Source organism: Tenacibaculum sp. 47A_GOM-205m, from assembly GCF_000518405.1.
GTDB lineage: Bacteria > Bacteroidota > Bacteroidia > Flavobacteriales > Flavobacteriaceae > Polaribacter > Polaribacter lutimaris.
On sequence record NZ_JADN01000004.1, the window covers coordinates 520200 to 541125 of the forward strand.

Genomic DNA, 20926 nt, shown 5'->3' on the forward strand with positions numbered 1-20926 from the left:
CCTTCGAAATGACGAAAAGGTTTGCCTCCCTCCTCTTTTTTTACTATGTTTAACAGGCTAAAAAAGTAAAAAGTAGTACTACCCCTTATCTCAACTATTTTTTATAAACAACAAGTAAAAACAAACACTTCTTTATGGATTGCCGTAAAGAATAATGGTTGCATGTGTATAAGTTGCATGTAAGAGAAAAATTTAAATATGAAAATAATCCAAGTCCAAATAAAAAATTACAAGAGTATTAAAGATGTGGTTATTCCATTTCAAGAATATGGAAGCTATTCAAATAAAAGTAATTCTTGCTTCTTTGTAGGCTTAAATGAAACGGGGAAGTCATCTATACTTGAAGCTTTGAACTTAGTTGACAAAGATTTTTCAAAATTTGATTATGAAGAAATTTGTTTCAAACCAGCATTAGATGAAAATGACTACGTTGAACTTTTTGTAGATTTTGACCAAAAGATGACTTTTTGGTGGATTAAAAAGATGAATGAAACTTGTGGTATCCCAGAAGAAATCGTTAAACAGATAAAGTTTAAAAAGTTACAGAAAAACGTTTATATTAAAGAAAAATCACCTAGTTCAGGTTATATTGTAGAAATAGAAGATATTGATTTATTTAAGTATATAATTGAAGACGAACAAATTTTCTTGATTAAAGAAAAGAACCAAATTCAAGAATCAATTACGAAGCAAAACTCATCAAGTTTTTTAGAGGAGAATCAAAAACTTCTTAATAAAACAATTTTGGAAAATATTATTACAGAAAAATTCACTAGTGTTTTTGATGCAAATATCCCAAAGGTTCAAATTTGGAAACCTAAAAAAGAATTTTTGATTAATGGTCCCATAAACCTCAATGAATTTAAAGATTCAACTTTCTTATCTATACCTTTAAAAAATATATTTCACATTAGTGGATATTCTGATAAAGAATCAATTAAAAGAACAATTGAAAGAGCTTTAAAAAATCAAGAAAAAACTGATGAACTAAAGGATAAACTTTCTTCTGCAACAACTAGGCATATTAATAAGATATGGAAAGAGCATAAAATTAAAATTGTAGTTTCCATAAATGCGGGTAATTGCCAAGTGTTTATTGAAGATAAAGACAAAAAACATAGTTATTTCAGAATGGAACAAAGAAGTGACGGGTTTCAACAATTTGTTTCATTGATACTTTCGTTATCGGCTCAAAATGACAGTAATAATCTTAAAAACAAAGTTATACTTATTGATGAGCCAGAAGTACATCTTCATCCTAGTGGAGTGCGTTATATGAGAGATGAAATACTCAAAATTGGAAAAAATAATCATGTTTTTGTATCCACTCACAGTCATTACATGGTTGACACAAACTGCCAAGAAAGGCATTGGATTGTAAAAAAGGAAAAAGCGGAAACTTCTATCTTTCAAATAGATGAAAACACCCCCATTGAAGACGATGATGTTCTTACTTCTGCTTTTGGTTTAAACCTTTTTAAAGAATTATTGCCTCAATATATACTAATTGTTGAAGGTGGGGACGATAAACATATTATTCAACATGTTTTAGATAAATTAGATATTTCACTTAGTTATTCAACAAAATCTGCAGGGGGTGCATCGAAAGCTCCTGGAATTGCTTCATTACTTTCTAATGAAGATGTTCCAGCATTTGTTTTATTTGACGATGATAAGGAAGGAAGAGATAATCGAAAAAAAATATTTGATAATTTCAAGGATACATACAATCAGAACAATGTATTTACTCTTAGAGATTTGGTTTCAACTATTCCTCAACATTCTACTATGGAGGATATGATGCCTATGGATTATGTCAAGTCGTTTTTTGAAACAGAGTTAGATACAACGTTTACCATAGATGATTCTAAAGCAATTATTATACAACTAAAACAACAATCAGAAGCTTTAAAGAACAAACATAAACTGGAGTCTTTAAAGGTGAAACTTTCAAAAAAATTTGTTGAAGATTTTGCTACTAAAACTAAAATTGAAAATGATGCTCCAAGAATGAAAGAATTGACAAATCAATTAATAATAAAATGGACTAATGAATAATAGTCTACACAATAAATTTATTTCATAAAAAAATAATCCTCGTACATTTGCATAAAATTTTTGTACGTTGAGCAAGCAAGCAATTGTAAACCAATACCAACAATCTGAGAATGTAAAACAGATTGTTCATCAGCTTCAACAAGATCCACACCATTTTCAAATTACGAATTTGGTCGGTTCCTCGTTGTCTTTTGTCATTTCCGAAACTTTTAAACAAGCCGATAAACCTTACTTGTTAATTTGTAACGACAAGGAAGAAGCCGCTTATTATCTAAACGATTTAGAGCAGTTATTGGGCGATAAAAACGTGTTGTTTTATCCGGGTTCGTATCGCAGACCCTATCAGATAGAAGAAACCGACAACGCCAATGTATTGCTGCGTTCAGAGGTATTAAACCGTATTAATTCTCGTAAAAAACCTGCGATTATTGTTACTTACCCCACTGCGCTATTCGAAAAAGTAGTCACCAAAAAAGAATTGGCAAAAAACACGCTAAAAGTAGCGGTGGGTGAGCAAGTATCGCTCGATTTTGTCAACGAAGTACTGTTCGAATATCATTTTAAACGCGTTGATTTTGTAACCGAACCAGGAGAATTTTCGGTACGTGGTGGAATTATCGATGTGTTTTCGTTTTCTCACGACGAGCCTTATCGTATTGAGTTTTTTGGTGATGAGGTAGACAGCATCCGAACGTTTGATGTAGAAACCCAACTTTCTAAAGAAAAACTTAAGAAAGTAAGCATAATGCCCAATGTAGAAAACAAAGCGTTGGAAGAAAGTAGAGAAAGCTTTTTAAAATACATTTGGTCTAAAACCGCTGTTTTTGTTAAAAATGTAGACTTGTTAAGCGATTCGTTAGACAAATTCTACCGAAAAGCAGAATTGTCGTTCAACGAACTATCTACAGAAATCAAACACGCAAAACCAGAAGAACTGTTTTGCAACGGTGAGTTAATTAAAAATCAATTACAAGAATTTACATTAGCTCACCTGTCATCTCTAGCAGAGACGAAAGATCTTACCGAAATACGTTTCGATACGCATCCACAGCCCTCTTTCAACAAAAAATTCGACCTGTTAATTCAGAATTTTAATGAATTTTCAGCCAAAGGATTTACCAATTATATTTTCTGTTCCAACGACAAGCAAGCACAGCGTTTCCACGATATTTTTGACGATGGTGAACAAGAAGTTTCCTATGAAACCATTGTGTTTCCGTTATATCAAGGATTTGTAGATTTAGACAATAAAATTGTTTGTTATACCGATCATCAAATCTTTGAGCGTTATTACAAATTCCGATTAAAAAACGGATATGCGAAAAAGCAATCCATCACCCTACAAGAATTGACCAAATTAGACGTAGGTGATTATGTAACCCACATCGATCACGGTATTGGAAAGTTTGGTGGATTGCAAAAAATTGATGTAGAAGGTAAAAAACAAGAAGCAATTAAGCTAATTTATGGCGACCGCGATATTTTATACGTGAGCATTCACTCGCTACACAAAATATCCAAATTCAACGGAAAAGACGGAAAACCGCCTAAAGTATATAAACTAGGGTCGAATGCTTGGAAAAAAGTCAAGCAAAAAACGAAAGCCCGCGTAAAACATATTGCGCTCAACCTAATTCAGTTATACGCAAAACGAAAACTGCAAAAAGGATTTGCTTTCGGACCAGATACACACATGCAACATGAGTTGGAAGCAAGTTTCTTATACGAAGACACACCCGATCAGTTCTCTTCTACCCAAGAAGTAAAAGCCGATATGGAAAAAGAACAACCCATGGATCGTTTGGTGTGTGGTGATGTTGGTTTTGGAAAAACAGAAATTGCCATCAGAGCTGCTTTTAAAGCCGTTGATAACGGAAAACAAGTGGCAGTGTTAGTACCAACCACAGTTTTAGCATTTCAGCACTTTAAAACCTTTTCTAAGCGATTAAAAGACTTTCCGGTTACCATTGACTACCTAAACCGTTTTAGAACCACAAAACAACGCAAAGGTGTGTTAGAAGGGGTTACCGATGGAAGTGTAGATATTGTGATAGGAACACATCAATTAACCAATAAAGCAGTTCAGTTTAAAGATTTAGGATTGTTGATTATTGATGAGGAACAAAAATTTGGAGTAGCGGCAAAAGACAAGTTAAAAACGATTAAGGAAAATGTAGATACATTAACCTTAACAGCAACCCCAATTCCGCGTACTTTACAGTTCAGTTTGATGGCGGCGCGTGATTTATCGGTAATTAAAACGCCACCACCTAACCGTCACCCGATAGAAACCAATGTAATTCGTTTTAGTGAAGAAATCATTCGCGATGCGATTTCGTACGAGATTTCTCGTGGAGGACAGGTGTTTTTTATCCACAATCGTATTGAAAACATCAAAGAAGTAGCAGGATTGTTGCAACGTTTGGTACCAAGTGCTAAAATTGGGATTGGTCACGGACAAATGGAAGGAAAAAAGTTAGAAGAACTCATGCTTGGTTTTATGAACAATGAGTTTGATGTACTAGTTTCTACCACCATTATTGAAAGTGGATTGGACGTACCAAATGCCAACACGATTTTTATTAACAATGCAAATAACTTCGGATTGTCTGACTTGCACCAAATGCGTGGTCGTGTAGGACGTTCGAACAAAAAAGCCTTCTGTTATTTTATCACGCCACCATACCATCATATGACCGACGATGCGCGTAAACGAATTCAGGCATTAGAACTGTTTTCTGATTTAGGAAGCGGATTAAATATTGCCATGAAGGACTTGGAAATTCGTGGTGCTGGAGATTTGTTAGGAGGAGAACAAAGTGGATTTATAAACGATATTGGGTTTGATACCTATCAGAAAATCTTACAAGAAGCCATTGAAGAATTGAAGGAAAATGAGTTTAAAGATTTGTATCCTACGGATGAAAATGCACCAAAAGAGTATGTAAAAGAGGTGCAAATTGATACTGATTTTGAAATTCTATTCCCAGATGATTATGTGAACTCAGTAACCGAACGTTTGAGTCTATACAACAAATTAGGAACGTTAACCACGGAAGAAGAATTGCAAACCTTTGAAAGTGAAATTATCGACCGTTTTGGTGAATATCCAACTCAAGTAGCCGATTTATTAGACAGTGTTCGTATTAAATGGTTAGCGAAAGAATTAGGTTTAGAAAAGGTGATTTTAAAGCAAAAACGTTTGATTGGATATTTTGTATCCGATCAGCAAAGTGCTTTTTATCAAACCGAAGCATTTACGAAGATGTTGAAATACGTACAGCACAACCCGAAAAGTTGTGTAATGAAAGAAAAGAAAACCAAAAACGGTTTACGTTTACTCATCACCTTTATAAAAATTGATAGTGTACATAAGGCGTTAGAGACCTTACAGAAAGTGTAAAAATAATTAATAATGGAAGATATAGAAGATAAAGGGTTTATACATAAAGAAATTAGTAGGATTTCGAATATTAGCCCAAGGTTTTATCGTGTTTCGAGTATGTTATTAGATCATTTCATAATGTGTCTTTTAACCATTCCATTAGGAATTATAGTTTCAGTGATAGTTTTTAAATTTGAACTAACTCATACAAAATCTATAGGAATGATACTGTTTTCTATACCAATGTTTATTTACATGAACAAAGATTTTTTAAAAGCAAAAAGTCCTGCAAAACGAATCATGGGGTATCAAATTATTGATATTAAAACGAGCAAACCAGCGAGTGAATTTCAATGTTTTTTAAGAAACTTAACTATTATTGGTTGGCCTTTAGAAGTAATTGTTGGACTAATAAACCCTCAAAGACGTCTTGGAGATTTTCTTGCAAATACCAAAGTTATCACATCAGAAAAGGAGGAATTAAAATTTATTTGGAATGATCTAAAAAATATAAAAGTGAAAGTAAATTTTATTGGAATTTTAATATTAGGAGGATTGTTTTTTTATGGGTTAAGTAAGCTGTTGTAAAGAATAAAAAAATGCTGTATTGAAGTAAGCAAAGTAATCTGTTTGTTGGGAACTTCATGATTAAAAGATTGCCACGTTCCACTCGCAATGAAGAGAACAAACAAAACGTCATTTCGAGCGGTAGCGAGAAATCTTAAGATTAAGAGTTACTCCTTTAAAAGAGATTTCTCCCTCTGGTCGAAATGACATACTTTTACGCTTATGCAAACCAATCACGCAAAAAATCTATCAGGAATTATTTTAGCCACCTTATTTATCAGTACTTCAGGAGTACTAGGTAAATATATTGCAATGCCTTCAGAAGTTATTGTGTGGTTTCGCTCGGTGTTTGCTATGGTAATTTTATACGTGTTTTGCCGATTTAAAAAGATTGATTTAACCATACAATCAAGAAGACATTTGTTTCCGTTTTTAATGGGCGGAATTTTTATGGGAGCACATTGGATTACGTATTTCTACGCGTTAAAACTATCTAATGTAGCCATTGGAATGTTGTCGTTGTACACTTTTCCAGTAATGATTGCTTTTTTAGAACCGCTATTTTTAAAGATAAAATTCAACCCAATTCACATTGTATTAGGTCTAATGGTTTTACTAGGACTGTATATTCTAGCTCCTGAGTTTGATATTAAAAACACCCAAGTTCAAGGAGTATTGTTTGGCTTACTCTCTGCCCTATCGTATTCTATAAGAATTTTAATATTAAAGCAATACGTAATACAATACAACGGAGTAATGTTGATGTTTTATCAAACCGTAATCATTACAGTTTTATTAGTTCCAGTCTTATTTTTTATGGATGTTTCAGGATTTCAAGAGCAACTTCCCTATTTGTTATTATTAGCGTTGTTAACTACCGCTATTGGACATAGTTTAATGGTACATTCCTTACAGTTTTTCACCGCATCAACCGCAAGCATAATTAGTAGTATTCAACCTGTTTTCGGAATTATTTTAGCTTTTATTTTCCTGAAAGAAGTTCCCACGTGGAACACGTTTATCGGTGGAAGTTTAATTTTAGCAACGGTTGTAATTGAGAGTATTCGAAGCAGAAAGAATTAATATAATTTTTGCTGCTGTTGAATGATGGTTTTCATACTCACATCTTCATAATTTCTACGAACAAACGTTAGTGCGCTATCTAGGATTTCTCCCATTCCATCACTATCTCTAAAGTTAATATCCCCAGTAAAATCAAAAATCTCTGCTTTTAATCGTTCAATATTCTTTGGAATTGAAATATTATCAGCTTTCATAGCTTTAATCAGGCGATTTAGACGTGTACGCGACCCTAAAATTCTTTTGGCTACAATAGAACGTTCTTCTAACTGATACTGTTCTATAGATGATGAGGTAAGTTTATCTGCTACTAATTGAACCATTTTTAGGTTTTCTTTAAAAAATTGCGGATAATACACTTTAAACTTCCCTTCGTAACACTGCTGATCAAAATCTATTGGGCGGATTTTATACACGACATTTTCAAAATCGTGTGTAGGTACTACAACGTAGTTGTACGAACGCATATCTCCTAGCAAACGAATCATACAACGCTCGTTGAACTTAACAAACTCTTTGGCTATTTGCGCCTTTTCAATTTCAATACAATTATCTAAATAATCGTTGATAAACACATCCCCTGGAATTCCAGAAATATGCTCTTCAATTAAGGTGTCTTGATAGACTAAAAAGTTCAAGTTATACGGCGATAAAATATCTTCAAGTTCTAAACCGTAAATACGAGACGCATCGGTTTTTTTTACATAAAAATACGTGTAGTTATCATTCAAAATATTTCGAACCTTTACTCGAAAAGGCTTTGAATTTCCGAAGGTACAATAATCAACAGCATCAATGTTTAAGTGTTGTATACTGGCATCAGAACCGTTAGAATGTAGGATGTTATAGATTTTTTTTAGGCTCAAATCTATTTCTTCTCGCTCAAACTCATTGTAATATACACGCACCCACAAGGTATCATTTTCGTGTTTATCATATACAACGATTGACCCTTGAAAACGCAATAAATCATCATAAAAAATAGGAATTTGAATCGTTCGGTTATGTCTATTCAAATAATTTCCTAGCTTTTTAGTAACGGGAAACGCTGGTTTTTTTTGTGATATAAGTTTGTTTTCTGAAGTCATATAAAAACCTTTTTTCAAAGATACTTGAATTTATTTCTTTGGAATAATATTTGTTAATTCTTAACAAAACTATTGGTAATCGCACTGCGATTAAACTTCAAACATTTTACCAGGTAAGGGTTTTACAACGCCTTTTAATTCCAATTGAATTAAGATAGAGGATAGTTGATAAATAGGCAATTCACAATTAATAGCAATATCATCTAACATTTGCTTACCGTTCTGTTGTAAATAATCATAGATTTTTTGTTCGACTTCATTCAAATCAACAAAAAGTTTGTTTTGAATGGGTGCCGAGGCTCTCGGTATGTCCCAATTAAGCATTTTTATAACATCTTCAGCAGAAGTGAGTATATATGCTTGGTTATTTTTGATGAGGTTATTGCAGCCTTTACTATATACATCTGTAGCCCTTCCTGACAGAGCAAACACATCTCGGTTGTAAGAGTTGGCAATGTCAGCAGTAACTAGTGACCCTCCTTTTTCGGCAGATTCAATAATGATGGTTGCTTTGGAGAGTCCAGCCACAATACGATTTCGCTTTAGAAAATTTTCCCTCATAGGCTGTTCATCGTGCCAGAATTCGGTAATGAATCCACCATTGTTATTTACTTCATGAATATATTTTTTATGTGTTTTCGGATAAATTTCTTCCAAGCCATGTGCTAAAACAGCAATGGTTTGCAAGTTGTTTTTTATAGCCGCTTTATGTGCACAAATGTCTACTCCATAGGCAAAACCACTTACAATTATCGGATTATATTCTTTTAGTTCTTCAATTAACTGATTACAAAAATCGCGTCCGTATGAACTCATGTTTCGAGTACCGACTATCGAGATGATTTTATCATTGTTAAGGTTGAGGTTCCCATCTTTAAAAATAAGAATGGGAGCATCGACACAATGTTTTAAATTTTGCGGATAACCCTCTTCTAAAAAATAAGAAAAAGTAATGTTGTTTTGTTGAATGTAGTTGAGCTCCTCCTCTGCTCTTTTTAAGTTGTTTTCATCAAAAAGATGCTGAGTCACCTGCGTTCCAATTCCGTTAATTTTATGTAACACATGTGGTTTTTCTTTAAATACATTTTCAACACTTCCAACAGCAGTAATTAACTTTTTTGCTAAGATATCACCTACATTTTTGGTAGCCTGTAATCGTAGTACAGCAAGTAGTTTTTCAGAATTCATATAGCAATAATTTGATTATCAATATACAAAAAACTGTTAATAAAAATTGTACAATCACTTGAAACTATACATTGAAAAAGCTATATTTGTTCTTATGACATTAGCCAACTACATCAACGATTTATTATATAGATACGACTGCGTAATTGTTCCTAATTTTGGAGGATTTGTAACCAATACCATTGGTGCAAGGGTAAATACTACCACTCACACTTTTTATCCACCAAAAAAACAATTAACTTTTAATGCGTATTTACAGCATAATGATGGGTTATTGGCTAACTATATTGCTTCTGACAAAAATATTTCTTTTGAAGAAGCTACTACTTTTATTGCAAGTGAAGTTGCTGAGTGGAATAAAAACTTAAAAACGACTTCAGTTGAAGTTGCTTCAGTTGGAAGTTTAGCATTAAATGACGCTGGTCAAGTAGTTTTTGAACCAAATCTTACAAGTAATTTCTTAACAGAATCTTTTGGATTAGCTGAGGTTACTACTCCTTCGGTAGAGAGAGTAAAAGAAGTAACTGTAAAACCTTTACCTGTTGTTTCTGAAGAGAAAAGCAAAACCATTCCTTTATATATAAGAAGAGCAGCGGTAGCTGCAGTATTTGTAGGAGTTGCCTATGTAGGTTGGAATGGAGTTCAGAATCAACAACAGCAAGAATTATTAGCTAATCAAGAAGAGTCGGTACAAAAGAAAATTCAATCGGCTACTTTTGTGATTGAAAATCCGTTACCAACGATTAATTTAAACGTTAGCAAAGAGGCTAAGAACTTTCATATTATCGCAGGTGCTTTTCAAGATGTACACAATGCTGAAAACAAATTAGCAGAGTTACAAAACAAAGGGTATGAAGCTACGATTCTTGGAAAAAACAAGTTTGGACTAACTCAAGTAGCTTTTGCTAGTTATGCAACCAAAGAAGAAGCTAGAAAAGCCTTAGAAATTATCAAAGAAAAGGTAAGCGAAGACGCTTGGTTGTTGGCTAAATAAACCCAATTTATTATAGTTAATACCATTTCTAAATTAAAATTACACTATAAAAATTGTTCTTTTCCGTTTATATTTCAAAATAAAATAAAACCGTAGTTATGGCTATGCTTTGATTTTCTTTCCCATTTAAACAAAAAACTTCTGCTTTTTATTTTAGCGTAATTTCAAATCAAGAACTGGTATAGGTTTTTTTCTTGCTGTATCTTTGCATCAAAATGTAATTGATGAGAGCAAAAACACCTAGCGAATCGTTAACGGTACTTACCGATCTTGTATTACCAGGAGAAACCAATTATTTAGACAATCTTTTTGGAGGAGAGTTATTAGCTCGTATGGATAGAGCTTGTAGTATTGCTGCACGCCGTCATTCGAGAAGAATTGTAGTAACAGCCTCTGTAAACCATGTAGCTTTTTCAAAATCAGTTCCTGTAGGAAGTGTAGTTACCTTAGAAGCAAAAGTTTCTCGTGCGTTTAAATCTTCAATGGAGATTTATGTTGATGTTTGGATTGAAGACCGTCAATCTGGTGAAAAAACAAAAGTTAACGAAGGAATTTACACGTTTGTTGCGGTTGATGAAACAGGAAAGCCTGTGCCAATTCCTCAAATTGAACCAGAAACTGAATTAGAGAAAAAACGATATGAAGCTGCTTTACGTAGAAAGCAATTAAGCTTGGTTTTAGCGGGTAAAATGGATCCTAAGGAAGCCATAGAGCTAAAATCTATTTTCATGGATTAAACCACTTATATATTATCTACATTGCCGCTTTCAGATAAGAAAATGGCAATGTTTTTTGTGTTTTCAAACTGTGAAAAGATGATAATCATAATTACGGTAATAGGTACCGAAAGTATCATCCCTGTAATTCCCCAAATTTCTCCCCAAACAGCTAGTGAAAGAATAGTAACTAGTGGACTTAAATTCAATGACTTTCCAAAAACTTTAGGCTCTACAACATTTCCTACGACTACCTGAATAGCACCAACGGCAAATACAACGATTAAAAAGGGAGTGAATTCTCCAAACTGTATCAAACAAAAAATAGCTGGAAAAGCTGTAGCTACTAACGACCCGATAGTTGGAATGTAATTCAATAAAAAGATAAGAAAGGCCCAAAACGGAGCACCATCTACTCCAACCATTAGTAAAACAAAATAACTTAAAATACCAGTTAATAAACTTACATACGTTTTTAAACGCAAATAGTTAGAAATAGAGCTTTCTACCTTTTTTAAGATAAATTGAAAGCTTTTTGAGCTTCCTTCATGATTAGAGAATACACGTTGTAGTTTTAGCTTAAAATTACTTTCCTCTAAGAAGATAAATAAGGCATAAATAATAATCATAAAGGTATCGCCTAGCAAACTACTAATTCCGTTGGCGATATCGCCTAAAACAGAGCCGTAATCAAAATCTCCTACTACCGATTTTACTGAAGTGATGATGTCAATATGAAAAAAAGTATCTAAACTTTTGATGATAGCATCAACATTGGGTTCATACTTCGAATAAGATGTGGTTAAATTGGAAATACTATTGGTAATAATTTCAGAAACAAACCCGAAACCTAAAACAATAAGACTAAACACAAACACATTACTCAACCAAAAAGGAATAAATCGTTTAGCAAAAGGGATTTTATAAATAGTTTTTCGAATTTCTCTTGTTAAAAACCAAAAAATAAGTGCGAAAATGAACGGAATTAAAATTCCTTTTCCGATAACTAAGGTAGCTAAAACAGCTACGGTTACGATAATAAAGTTGGCAGCGTTTTTCATGGGTACTATGAACGAATCCAATGTGAAGGATTCAATCGGTCTTTGTTTTTATACAGCATAAAACTAAGTTGTGTTTTACCAGTAATTTTATCAGTAAAAACTTTCCCTAATTTATCACCTGTTTTTACAGTTTCTCCTTTTTTAACATATACTTCTTTTAGTTTATTATAAGCAGAAATATAGTTACCGTGTTGTATTAAAACAGATTTTTTACCATCAGGATGTAATTGAATGACCAATACCTTTCCGTTAAAAATACTTTTTACATCGGTATTTGCTTTGGTTGCGATATATAATCCGTGACTGTTGATTTTAATTCCAGGAAAGGTTGGATGTGGTTGTACTCCATATTTTCTGGTAATAATACCACTAACAGGCCAAGGAAGATTACCTTTGTTTTGTTCAAAATTAGCTAATAAGGCTTTTTCTTCAGCATTTAAAATAAACCCAGAACTACTCGTTTTACCTTTATCGGTTTTTTTACCTTTATTAGCTTTGGCAATAGCGTCTCTAATTAACTTGTCAATTTTAGCAGCAATTCTTTTTTCTTCTTTTTGCTTTTGTTGTAGTTCGTTTTTATATTTTTTTTCTTCCTTTTTAATTTTTGAAATCAGTTGTTCTTGATCTTTTTTGTCTTCTTCAATTTCTTTTTTCTGATTTTTCTCATCAGAAAGTAACGCCTCTTTTGTTTTTCTTTGCACGATTAACGAATCGTTTAATTGCTCTATTTCTTTAGCTTTTACAACAATTTCTTCACCTTGTTTTCGTCTAAAATCACTGTATTGTTGCATGTACTTTAAACGTTTGTAGGCTTGGTAAAAGCTTTCAGAAGAAAGTAAAAACATGGTTTTGCTTTGTTGCGATTTACTTTTGTACGATTTTACAACCATATCAGCATAATCAGCTTTTAATTTAGCCAATTCATCGTTGTATTTTTTAAGCTCTTTTTCGTTTGATTTAATTTCTAAAGACAAGGCTTTCGACTCTAACTCTATAGTTTCAATTAAGCGTTCACGTACCGTAATTTTTTGGCTTAAATCTTTTAAATCGTCTAAAGCGTTACTTTTCTTTTTGTTGGTTTTAATGATAAGACTGTTAACCTGTTGTATTTCATTTTGAAGTTTTTTTCGCTTATTCTCAAGTTCTTTTCTACTTTGACCAAAAGAAGAAAGTCCTATAAAAAACAGGCATAAAAAGATGTAATAAACAGAGTGCTTCATTATAATTGAATTTCTTTATATCCGTTAGGAATAGTAAAATCTACATTTAATTTTGTGTTGTATTCAACCGAACGCGTATGAATATCAATAATAGTAAACTTATTATTTTCTTTAGCTTGTATGTTAATTTTTTCAGGGAATAAAGTACTATTTTTTTTAGAATATTTAAGATAACTAATATCTAAGCGTTGATTTTTTAGTGGATTTACAACTGATTGTTTGTTGAGTTTAAAATGCAAAGGGTTGATGTAAAAAAACAAATCGAACAATTCTGATTGCTTTTTTGGAGACAATTGATATGAGTTTTCATTAATAGTTACTTCTTGACGTTCAGACTTTACATCAACTAAAGCTTCGCCTAATAACATATTTTGTAATTGTTGAAAATTAATATCGGTTCCTAACAGTTCTTTTAACATGGAAAAATCTCCATCAAAAAAGTTCTTTTTATAAGGAGAGTAAAATTGTACTTTGGTTGGGGTAATTTTAGCTTTAAAAACGGTAATCATTTTAGATCCTTTCAACCAAATAACTTCATCTTTTTTAATTTTCATACGAACAGAAAAACCAACATCTTCTCTGTTGTCTTTATAGTTCACCTTCAACCTAGCATCAATTGTTTCTTTATCAAAGTTTGCAGAGCTATGTTTTTTCGCAACTTTTCGAGCAGAAAGTTCTTTAATAGCTGTGCTACTAGTAACATTTTTGGTAGACTTACAAGAGGTAAGGCTTAAGAATACTATAAGTAAAAGAGTGATGTATCTCATATAATTTATACTAACGATGCTAGTTTACTTTAAAATTTTTGCGGCTTTATTTTTGTAAGAATTTGATTTTTTAATATCGTTTAATCCATGATAAGACCTTGCCATTTCTAAATAAAACTTTGCTTCTATTTCGTTATTGTCAATAACAAAATCAATGCCGTTTTGTAAGCTTACTAATGCTTTTTTAAAATTTTTGCTGTTATTGTATGCTTTACCATTCATTAAGTAAACAAAAGGCTGCGCAGGAAAAAGTGTCAATCCCTCTTCACTGTACTTTAATAAATCAGAATTATTTTCGGTAGCTAACTCTTCCAGTAAAGTTTTTAAATTAATAAATGACCTTTCTTTTTCAAAAAGCGATTTAGAATCTACATTTTCAGATATTTTATTTGAGGCAACTACTTTTACCGTACGAGCAAATAAGTTTTCTTCAATTTTACGTAGCTGAGCGTTTAATAATTTTGCCTCTCTTAATTCAGATAAGACAGTTTTAGCAGCGTCAACATCTTTGTTTTGAAGATGTAAATAAACCAAAACTTGTTTTTTCTTAGGGTATTTTTCTGCAATTTTTAGTTGTGTGATTATGGCATCTTCAAAATTAGCAAGCTTTCTTAAGATGGTGACTTTATGTTCTAACATCCATAAATTACTAGGATCATTAGTTAAGGCCATATCAATATAGCTTAAAGCTTCAGGGTTTCTGCCTAAGCTTGTGTAGTTTTTAGAAAGTTCAAATAAAACAGCGGTATTATTAGGAAGTATTTTATTGCACTTTTCTAAATGTTCAATAGCATTTTTGTAATTGAAAATAGCTTTGTCTGAAAGTGCTTTGAAAAAGTGCTGTTGAAACTCAAAATTGTTTCTTTCGTTAACATCCACAGCAGAAGGAATGCTATCTTGTGCATTTAAAAAGGAAGAAAAAAGAAGAAAGAAAAAAAACAATAATGTTTTAGAAAAAAGACTGTTCTTTCTTCTCTTTTCTCTAGAGGTTTTATGTAAGTTCTGTATAATCACCTATACTTACCGATGTATAATTAGCATTGTATTTTGCGTGGTTACCAATCATTGCATTATCTAAATTGGCATTTGAAATATGCACGTTTGTTTGAATTAAAGAGTTTGTTATTGTTGAGTTTTCAACCATACTATTTTCTCCAATTGAAACAAAAGGTCCTATTTTAGTATTTTTCAACACTACATTTTTTCCAACATAACATGGCTGAATAATTTCAGCGTTCTCTAATACAACGTCTTCAGACACTAAATTGTTGCCATCAGCTTGTTCAAATCCTAATACAAGTTTGTTAGTATCTACTGTTGGGTCTTTTTTACCACAATCCATCCAAGTACTTACTTTACCAGGAATAAATTTAGCTCCTTTTTGCTTTAAAGCTTCTAAAGCTTCGGTTAATTGATATTCACCAGAAGGTCTTATATCGTTATCAATTAAATAGTTAATTTCTTCTAGTAATTTATCAGCATCTTTAAAATAATAAATACCAATAATCGCTAAATCAGAGACAAATTCTTTAGGCTTCTCAACAAAATCAGTAATAAAACCGTCTTTTAATTTTACTACTCCAAAAGCGCTCGGATCTTCAACTTGCTTCACCCAAATAGCCCCATCAGCATTAGCATCTAAAGTAAAATCTGCTTTGAATAATGTATCAGCAAAAGCGACTACGCACGAACCACCTAACGATTCTTTAGCACAGTAAATAGCATGTGCTGTTCCTAACGCTTCCTCTTGAACATATACCGAACCTTTGGCTCCTAAATTTTCGGCTATTTTTATTAATTTATCTTTTGTATCTGCAGGAAAACCTTTAGCAGCAGGTCCGATTATAAAAGCAATTTCCTCAATAGGTTGGTCTACAACAGCAGTAATATCTTCTACTAATCGTTGTACAATTGATTTACCAGCTATAACCGTTAGTGGCTTAGGAGTTGTTAATGTATGAGGTCTTAAACGAGACCCAATTCCAGCCATTGGTACTATAATCTTCATAATTTTCTTTTCGTTTTAACGGTGCAATATACCATTAATAACGCAGTGAAAAAAGTTATAATCCTTTAGGAATAGCTTCAATTAAAGTTTGAGTGTATTTTGTCTTAGGATGTAGGTAAATCTCATCAGCATCAGCAATTTCTTCTACCCTACCTTTGTTCATTACAACTAATTGATCTGCCATATATTTTACGACAGATAAATCATGAGAAATAAATATGTAAGTAAAATTAAATTCTGATTTTAATTGGTTTAATAAATTTAACACTTGAGCTTGTACAGACACGTCCAGAGCTGAAACCGATTCGTCACAAATAATTAGTTTGGGTTGTAAAGCAATAGCACGAGCAATTCCTATACGTTGACGTTGTCCTCCAGAAAATTCATGTGGATAACGATTAAAATGAGTTGCTTCTAAACCTACTTTTTCTAACAAACCACACACATATTCTTTTCGTTCTTTGTTAGAGTTTAAGACGTTATGAACTTTCATCGGTTCTAAAATCGCATTTCCGACAGTAACTCTTGGGTTTAAGGATGAAAACGGATCTTGAAATATAATTTGGATTTCTTTTCGAAGCTTTTTAAAAGCCGATTTTGAAAGTTTAGTAATGTCAGTCCCTTTATATAAAATACTTCCAGAGGTGGCTTTTTCTAGTTGTAAAATAGTTCTGCTTAAAGTGGTTTTTCCACAACCGCTCTCTCCTACTAGCCCTAATGTTTCTCCTTCATAAATTTTAAAAGAAACATTATTCACTGCTTTCACAACAGCTGGTTTTGAAAACCATGAAGCATTACTGATAAAATCTTTATGTAAATTGATAATTTCTAACAACGGAGGTCTGTTGTATATTTTTTGATGAAAAGCAGTACGTTCTTCATCTGTATATATTGTTGAATCAATTGTATCGTTGATAAAGTCGTTAACTGTAGGTAGGGTTTTTAGTCGTTTTTTAGTATTGGGTTTCGAATTGATTAAAGCCTTGGTATAACTTTCCTTCGGATGCAAAAAAACACGATTAGCACTACCCTTTTCCACTATTTTTCCTTTGTGCATTACCACGACATTATCTGCAATTTCAGAAACTAATGCTAAGTCGTGAGAAATAAAAATAATACCCATACCGAATTCTTGCTGAAGCTCTTTCAGTAATAAGATTATTTCTTTCTGCACCGTTACATCCAATGCTGTAGTAGGTTCATCAGCAATTAAAAGTTGAGGTTTACAAGCAATAGCCATGGCAATCATTACACGCTGTTTTTGTCCACCACTTATTTGGTGCGGATACGAGTTATAAATAGCTTCTGGTCTCGGAAGTTTTACTTTTGAAAACAAAGAAATAACTTCTTCTTTAATTTCTTTGGAAGAAAGTTGCGTGTGCTGTTGTAACATTTCAGCAACTTGAAAACCACAAGTTAATGTTGGGTTTAAAGAACTCATGGGTTCTTGAAAAATCATCGCGATTTGATTTCCTCGTATTTTTTGAAAGCATGCCTCGCTAAAATCCAATACATTTTGCTCATTAAAAAACAATTCACCTTTTATTTTAGCTGTTTTAGGAAGCAATCCTAAAATAGCTAAAGAACTTATCGATTTTCCACTACCACTCTCTCCTACTATACCCAAAGTTTTATTTTCTTCGATTTCAAAAGAAATACCTTGAACCACTGGAGGCGTATTTTTAAAAGAGATTTCTAAATTTTTAACAACAAGCATCTACCTTAAATTTTAATAAAAGTACAATTAAAATTTTTCAAATCTCTCTTGAAAAGTAAATCATGATTTAATTCATTGATAATGAATATAAAATAAATAGCTAAATATAAAATCTAGTGTTTTACTAGGAAAAATAAGGATTACACTCTATAAAATAAACAAAAACAGTAAGTTAATTGTTTTAAATGTATTGTTTTTTGTGTTTTTTTATATATTTGTCAATGATTTAACAAAAAATTAAGAGTTATTTTTTAGAGTAATTAAATAGCTCTCAATTAGTTTAATTAACATAATAAACCCTTCAAAAATGAAAAACAAAATTACCCTAGCACTTCTGTGCTTATTTTTTGTTGGTGCTTCGTATGCCCAAGAAAAAAGAAACTGTCACTCAATGGAAAACCTAGAGTACAGGCAATCCATCAACCCTTCATTAAAAAACAAAATGCAAGAAATTGAGTCTTTTACTCAGAAAAAAATTGCAGAAAAGAAGAACTACCAAGGAAAAATAGTAGGAAATATTATTCAAATTCCAGTAGTTGTACATGTTATTTACAACAGTTCACAAGAAAACATCAGTGTAGCACAAATTCAATCACAAATTGATGTTTTAAATGAAGATTACAGAAGAACCAATCCAGACAAAACAACAAAATGGTCTCAAGCAGCTGATACAGAAATAGAATTTTATTTAGCTCAAGTAGACCCAAATGGTAATCCAACCAATGGTATTACGAGAAAGTCATCATCTAAAACTTCATGGGGAACCAATGATGCGATGAAAAAATCATCACAAGGAGGAGTAGATCCATGGGATACTTCAGAGTATCTTAACATGTGGGTGTGTAATATTGGTGGTGGAATCTTAGGATATGCTCAGTTTCCTGGAGGTAGTGCTGCTACTGATGGAGTTGTAATGAGCCCACAATATTTTGGTAGCTCAAGTAAAGGTTCAGGATTCTACTTATCTGCTCCATTTGACAAAGGAAGAACAACTACTCACGAAGTAGGTCACTTTTTAAACCTTAGACATATCTGGGGTGATGGTGCTTGTGGTGTTGATGATTTTGTTTCTGATACTCCGGAATCTGATGCTGCAAACTACGGATGTGCTTCAAGTCACTCTTCTTGTGGATCATTAGATATGGTTGAAAACTACATGGATTACTCTGATGATACTTGTATGAACCTGTTTACTTTAGGTCAAAAAAATAGAATGCGTGCTGTTTTAGAGTCAGGAGGAGTACGAAGAAGCTTAGCGTTATCTGATAAAACTGGAGGTTCTACTTCATGTACAGCAACGGTACCAACAGGTGTAACTGTATCTAGTATTACTTCTTCAGGAGCATCAGTATCTTGGACAGCAGTTTCAGGAGCTACATACGATGTAAGATATCGTCAAACAGGAACTTCGTCATGGACAACTAATGCAGTTTCTGGATCTTCAACATCTTTAAGCGGATTATCAGCATCTACTCAATACGAAGTACAAGTGCGTAGTAAATGTTCTGATGGTTCAAATTCAGCATATAGTGCTTCTTCAACTTTTACTACTCCAGCAGTTACTATTACTTATTGTTCATCAAAAGGAAATAGTGTTTCTGATGAATATATTGGAAGAGTACAATTAGGAACTATTGATAATAGCACTGGAGGAGGAAATGGTTATTCTGACCATACAGCTATTTCAACGAACTTAGCAAAAGGAACTTCTCATACTATTACTATTACACCAACTTGGACAGGAACAACATATAACGAAGGTTATGGTGTTTGGATAGATTATAATCAAGATGGAGATTTTTCTGATTCAGGAGAAACTGTTTGGACAAAGGCTGCTTCTAAAGATACACCTGTTAGTACATCTTTTACAGTGCCGGCTTCTGCTACAGATGGAGCAACAAGAATGCGTATAGTTTTAAAATACAATGCAGTACCAACGGCATGTGAAGCTTCATTTTCTTATGGAGAAGTAGAAGACTATACAGTAGTAATTGGAGCAGGAACAGCAGATATAACAGCACCAACAGCACCAACAAACTTAGCAGCTTCTAGTGTAACACAAACTTCTTTAACATTAAACTGGTCAGCATCTACTGATAACGTTGGAGTAACTGGTTATGATGTTTATCAAGGAACTACCAATATTGGTTCTGTAACAGGAACTACAACAAATGTAACAGGATTAACAGCAGCAACTACTTATACTTTTTCAGTAAGAGCAAAAGATGCAGCAGGAAATGTTTCAGCTTCTAGTAGTACAATAAACGTAACAACTTTATCAAACTCAGTTTCATACTGTGAATCAAAAGGAAACAACTCTTCTTATGAGTGGATTGATAATGTTGAGTTAGGAGGAATGACTAATGCAACTGGAGATAATGGAGGATATGCTGATTTTACTTCAAAAACAGCAACCTTAGCAGTAGGAAGCTCAAATCAGATGATTATAAGTGCAGGATTTAGTAGTTCTTCATATACAGAGTATTGGGCTGTTTGGATTGATTTTAATCAAAATGGAACATTTGAGAGTAGTGAAAAAGTTGTAACAGGATCTTCATCAAGTGCCAACAATTTAACAGCCACAGTTAATGTGCCAGCAGGAGCAACTTTAGGAACAACAAGAATGCGTGTTTCTATGAAATATAATTCTGCGCAAACAGCTTGCGAAACTTTTTCGTATGGTGAAGTAGAAGATTATTCTGTAAATATTGTTTCGAGTGCAAGACAAGAAAATTCAACTTTTGTTGACGCTGAAAAGTTAGGAAATGAGCACAGTTCTGATTTAATGGTATATCCTAACCCATCTGAAGATTTTGTGCAAGTTAAATTAGCTTCTAAAGCTGAAAATATGACGTATAGAATCGTAAACCCTAGAGGAGGAGTTTTAAAGTCAGGTGTTTTAAGTACTTTAAATTTAGACGTTTCAAAATTAAAAACAGGAATGTATATTTTAGAAGTTAATGATGGTCAAAAATTATTAAGAACTAAGTTAATGAAGAAGTAAAAGAAGATTCTTTTATTCTGATAAAACCCAAGCAATTTTGCTTGGGTTTTTTGTTTCTTTGTATAAAATTTTA

At 32.7% G+C, this 20926-nt stretch carries 15 protein-coding genes; 7 read left to right on the plus strand and 8 right to left on the minus strand.

Features of this window, described 5'->3' with window-relative positions; all coding sequences use genetic code 11:
* Positions 1-198: 198 nt before the first annotated feature.
* The 4 genes from N534_RS0106070 (at position 199) to N534_RS0106085 (ending at position 7093) form a co-directional block, all read left to right on the plus strand.
* The gene (locus N534_RS0106070) at positions 199-2058 is read left to right on the plus strand and encodes an ATP-dependent endonuclease (protein WP_028891633.1); all 1860 of its coding nucleotides are present in this window, start codon (positions 199-201) and stop codon (positions 2056-2058) included.
* A gap of 67 nt (positions 2059-2125) precedes the next feature.
* Positions 2126-5461: a transcription-repair coupling factor gene (mfd, locus tag N534_RS0106075; RefSeq protein WP_028891634.1), complete on the plus strand. Its 3336-nt coding sequence runs from the start codon at positions 2126-2128 to the stop codon at positions 5459-5461.
* A gap of 12 nt (positions 5462-5473) precedes the next feature.
* Entirely contained in the window at positions 5474-6031 is a 558-nt protein-coding gene (locus N534_RS15050; RefSeq protein ID WP_028891635.1) for an RDD family protein, read from the plus strand.
* 201 nt (positions 6032-6232) lie between these two features.
* On the plus strand, positions 6233-7093 hold the full coding sequence (locus N534_RS0106085) for a DMT family transporter (RefSeq protein WP_028891636.1): 861 nt from the start codon (positions 6233-6235) through the stop codon (positions 7091-7093).
* Here the strand turns inward: N534_RS0106085 and N534_RS0106090 are convergent.
* Both N534_RS0106090 and dprA read right to left on the minus strand, forming a co-directional pair.
* On the minus strand, positions 7090-8178 hold the full coding sequence (locus tag N534_RS0106090) for a hypothetical protein (protein ID WP_038005573.1): 1089 nt from the start codon (positions 8176-8178) through the stop codon (positions 7090-7092). The genes N534_RS0106085 and N534_RS0106090 overlap by 4 nt on opposite strands.
* A gap of 90 nt (positions 8179-8268) precedes the next feature.
* Entirely contained in the window at positions 8269-9366 is a 1098-nt protein-coding gene (dprA, locus tag N534_RS0106095; RefSeq protein ID WP_028891638.1) for a DNA-processing protein DprA, read from the minus strand.
* Positions 9367-9460: 94 nt separating this feature from the next.
* Between dprA and N534_RS0106100 the strand changes: the two genes are divergently transcribed.
* A complete protein-coding gene (locus tag N534_RS0106100; RefSeq protein WP_028891639.1) occupies positions 9461-10360 on the plus strand; it encodes an SPOR domain-containing protein in 900 nt (299 codons plus the stop codon).
* A 224-nt stretch (positions 10361-10584) separates the two neighbouring features.
* Positions 10585-11097 (plus strand): acyl-CoA thioesterase, encoded by a 513-nt coding sequence (locus tag N534_RS0106105; RefSeq protein WP_028891640.1) that lies wholly within the window; start codon positions 10585-10587, stop codon positions 11095-11097.
* A gap of 5 nt (positions 11098-11102) precedes the next feature.
* On the opposite strand, the gene N534_RS0106110 is transcribed toward N534_RS0106105, so the two are convergent.
* Genes N534_RS0106110 through N534_RS0106135 form a run of 6 tightly spaced genes read right to left on the minus strand, consistent with a single transcriptional unit; the run spans position 11103 to position 17849 of the window.
* The gene (locus N534_RS0106110; protein ID WP_051435855.1) at positions 11103-12137 is read right to left on the minus strand and encodes an AI-2E family transporter; all 1035 of its coding nucleotides are present in this window, start codon (positions 12135-12137) and stop codon (positions 11103-11105) included.
* 5 nt (positions 12138-12142) lie between these two features.
* Positions 12143-13357, minus strand: a complete 1215-nt coding sequence (locus N534_RS0106115; protein ID WP_028891642.1) for a murein hydrolase activator EnvC — start codon at positions 13355-13357, stop codon at positions 12143-12145.
* Positions 13357-14124 (minus strand): DUF4292 domain-containing protein, encoded by a 768-nt coding sequence (locus N534_RS0106120; RefSeq protein ID WP_028891643.1) that lies wholly within the window; start codon positions 14122-14124, stop codon positions 13357-13359. Before N534_RS0106120 ends, N534_RS0106115 begins: the two co-directional genes overlap by 1 nt.
* A gap of 24 nt (positions 14125-14148) precedes the next feature.
* Positions 14149-15066: a hypothetical protein gene (locus tag N534_RS0106125; protein ID WP_156025557.1), complete on the minus strand. Its 918-nt coding sequence runs from the start codon at positions 15064-15066 to the stop codon at positions 14149-14151.
* 49 nt (positions 15067-15115) lie between these two features.
* Positions 15116-16132 carry a sugar phosphate nucleotidyltransferase gene (locus N534_RS0106130; protein WP_028891645.1) on the minus strand — a complete coding sequence of 339 codons (1017 nt, stop codon included), beginning with the start codon at positions 16130-16132 and terminating at the stop codon, positions 15116-15118.
* A gap of 55 nt (positions 16133-16187) precedes the next feature.
* On the minus strand, positions 16188-17849 hold the full coding sequence (locus N534_RS0106135; protein WP_028891646.1) for an ABC transporter ATP-binding protein: 1662 nt from the start codon (positions 17847-17849) through the stop codon (positions 16188-16190).
* A 307-nt stretch (positions 17850-18156) separates the two neighbouring features.
* Between N534_RS0106135 and N534_RS15290 the strand changes: the two genes are divergently transcribed.
* Entirely contained in the window at positions 18157-20853 is a 2697-nt protein-coding gene (locus tag N534_RS15290; protein WP_156025559.1) for a GEVED domain-containing protein, read from the plus strand.
* The last annotated feature ends 73 nt before the right edge of the window (positions 20854-20926 follow it).

Bases quoted from the DNA above. Each gene is read 5' to 3' on its own strand.
- N534_RS0106070 (WP_028891633.1), top strand. From the start codon at position 199: ATGAAAATAATCCAAGTCCAAATAAAAAATTACAAGAGTATTAAAGAT.
- N534_RS15050 (WP_028891635.1), top strand. From the start codon at position 5,474: ATGGAAGATATAGAAGATAAAGGGTTTATACATAAAGAAATTAGTAGG.
- N534_RS0106085 (WP_028891636.1), top strand. From the start codon at position 6,233: ATGCAAACCAATCACGCAAAAAATCTATCAGGAATTATTTTAGCCACC.
- N534_RS0106090 (WP_038005573.1), bottom strand. From the start codon at position 8,178: ATGACTTCAGAAAACAAACTTATATCACAAAAAAAACCAGCGTTTCCC.
- dprA (WP_028891638.1), bottom strand. From the start codon at position 9,366: ATGAATTCTGAAAAACTACTTGCTGTACTACGATTACAGGCTACCAAA.
- N534_RS0106100 (WP_028891639.1), top strand. From the start codon at position 9,461: ATGACATTAGCCAACTACATCAACGATTTATTATATAGATACGACTGC.
- N534_RS0106105 (WP_028891640.1), top strand. From the start codon at position 10,585: ATGAGAGCAAAAACACCTAGCGAATCGTTAACGGTACTTACCGATCTT.
- N534_RS0106110 (WP_051435855.1), bottom strand. From the start codon at position 12,137: ATGAAAAACGCTGCCAACTTTATTATCGTAACCGTAGCTGTTTTAGCT.
- N534_RS0106115 (WP_028891642.1), bottom strand. From the start codon at position 13,357: ATGAAGCACTCTGTTTATTACATCTTTTTATGCCTGTTTTTTATAGGA.
- N534_RS0106120 (WP_028891643.1), bottom strand. From the start codon at position 14,124: ATGAGATACATCACTCTTTTACTTATAGTATTCTTAAGCCTTACCTCT.
- N534_RS0106130 (WP_028891645.1), bottom strand. From the start codon at position 16,132: ATGAAGATTATAGTACCAATGGCTGGAATTGGGTCTCGTTTAAGACCT.
- N534_RS0106135 (WP_028891646.1), bottom strand. From the start codon at position 17,849: ATGCTTGTTGTTAAAAATTTAGAAATCTCTTTTAAAAATACGCCTCCA.
- N534_RS15290 (WP_156025559.1), top strand. From the start codon at position 18,157: ATGAAAAACAAAATTACCCTAGCACTTCTGTGCTTATTTTTTGTTGGT.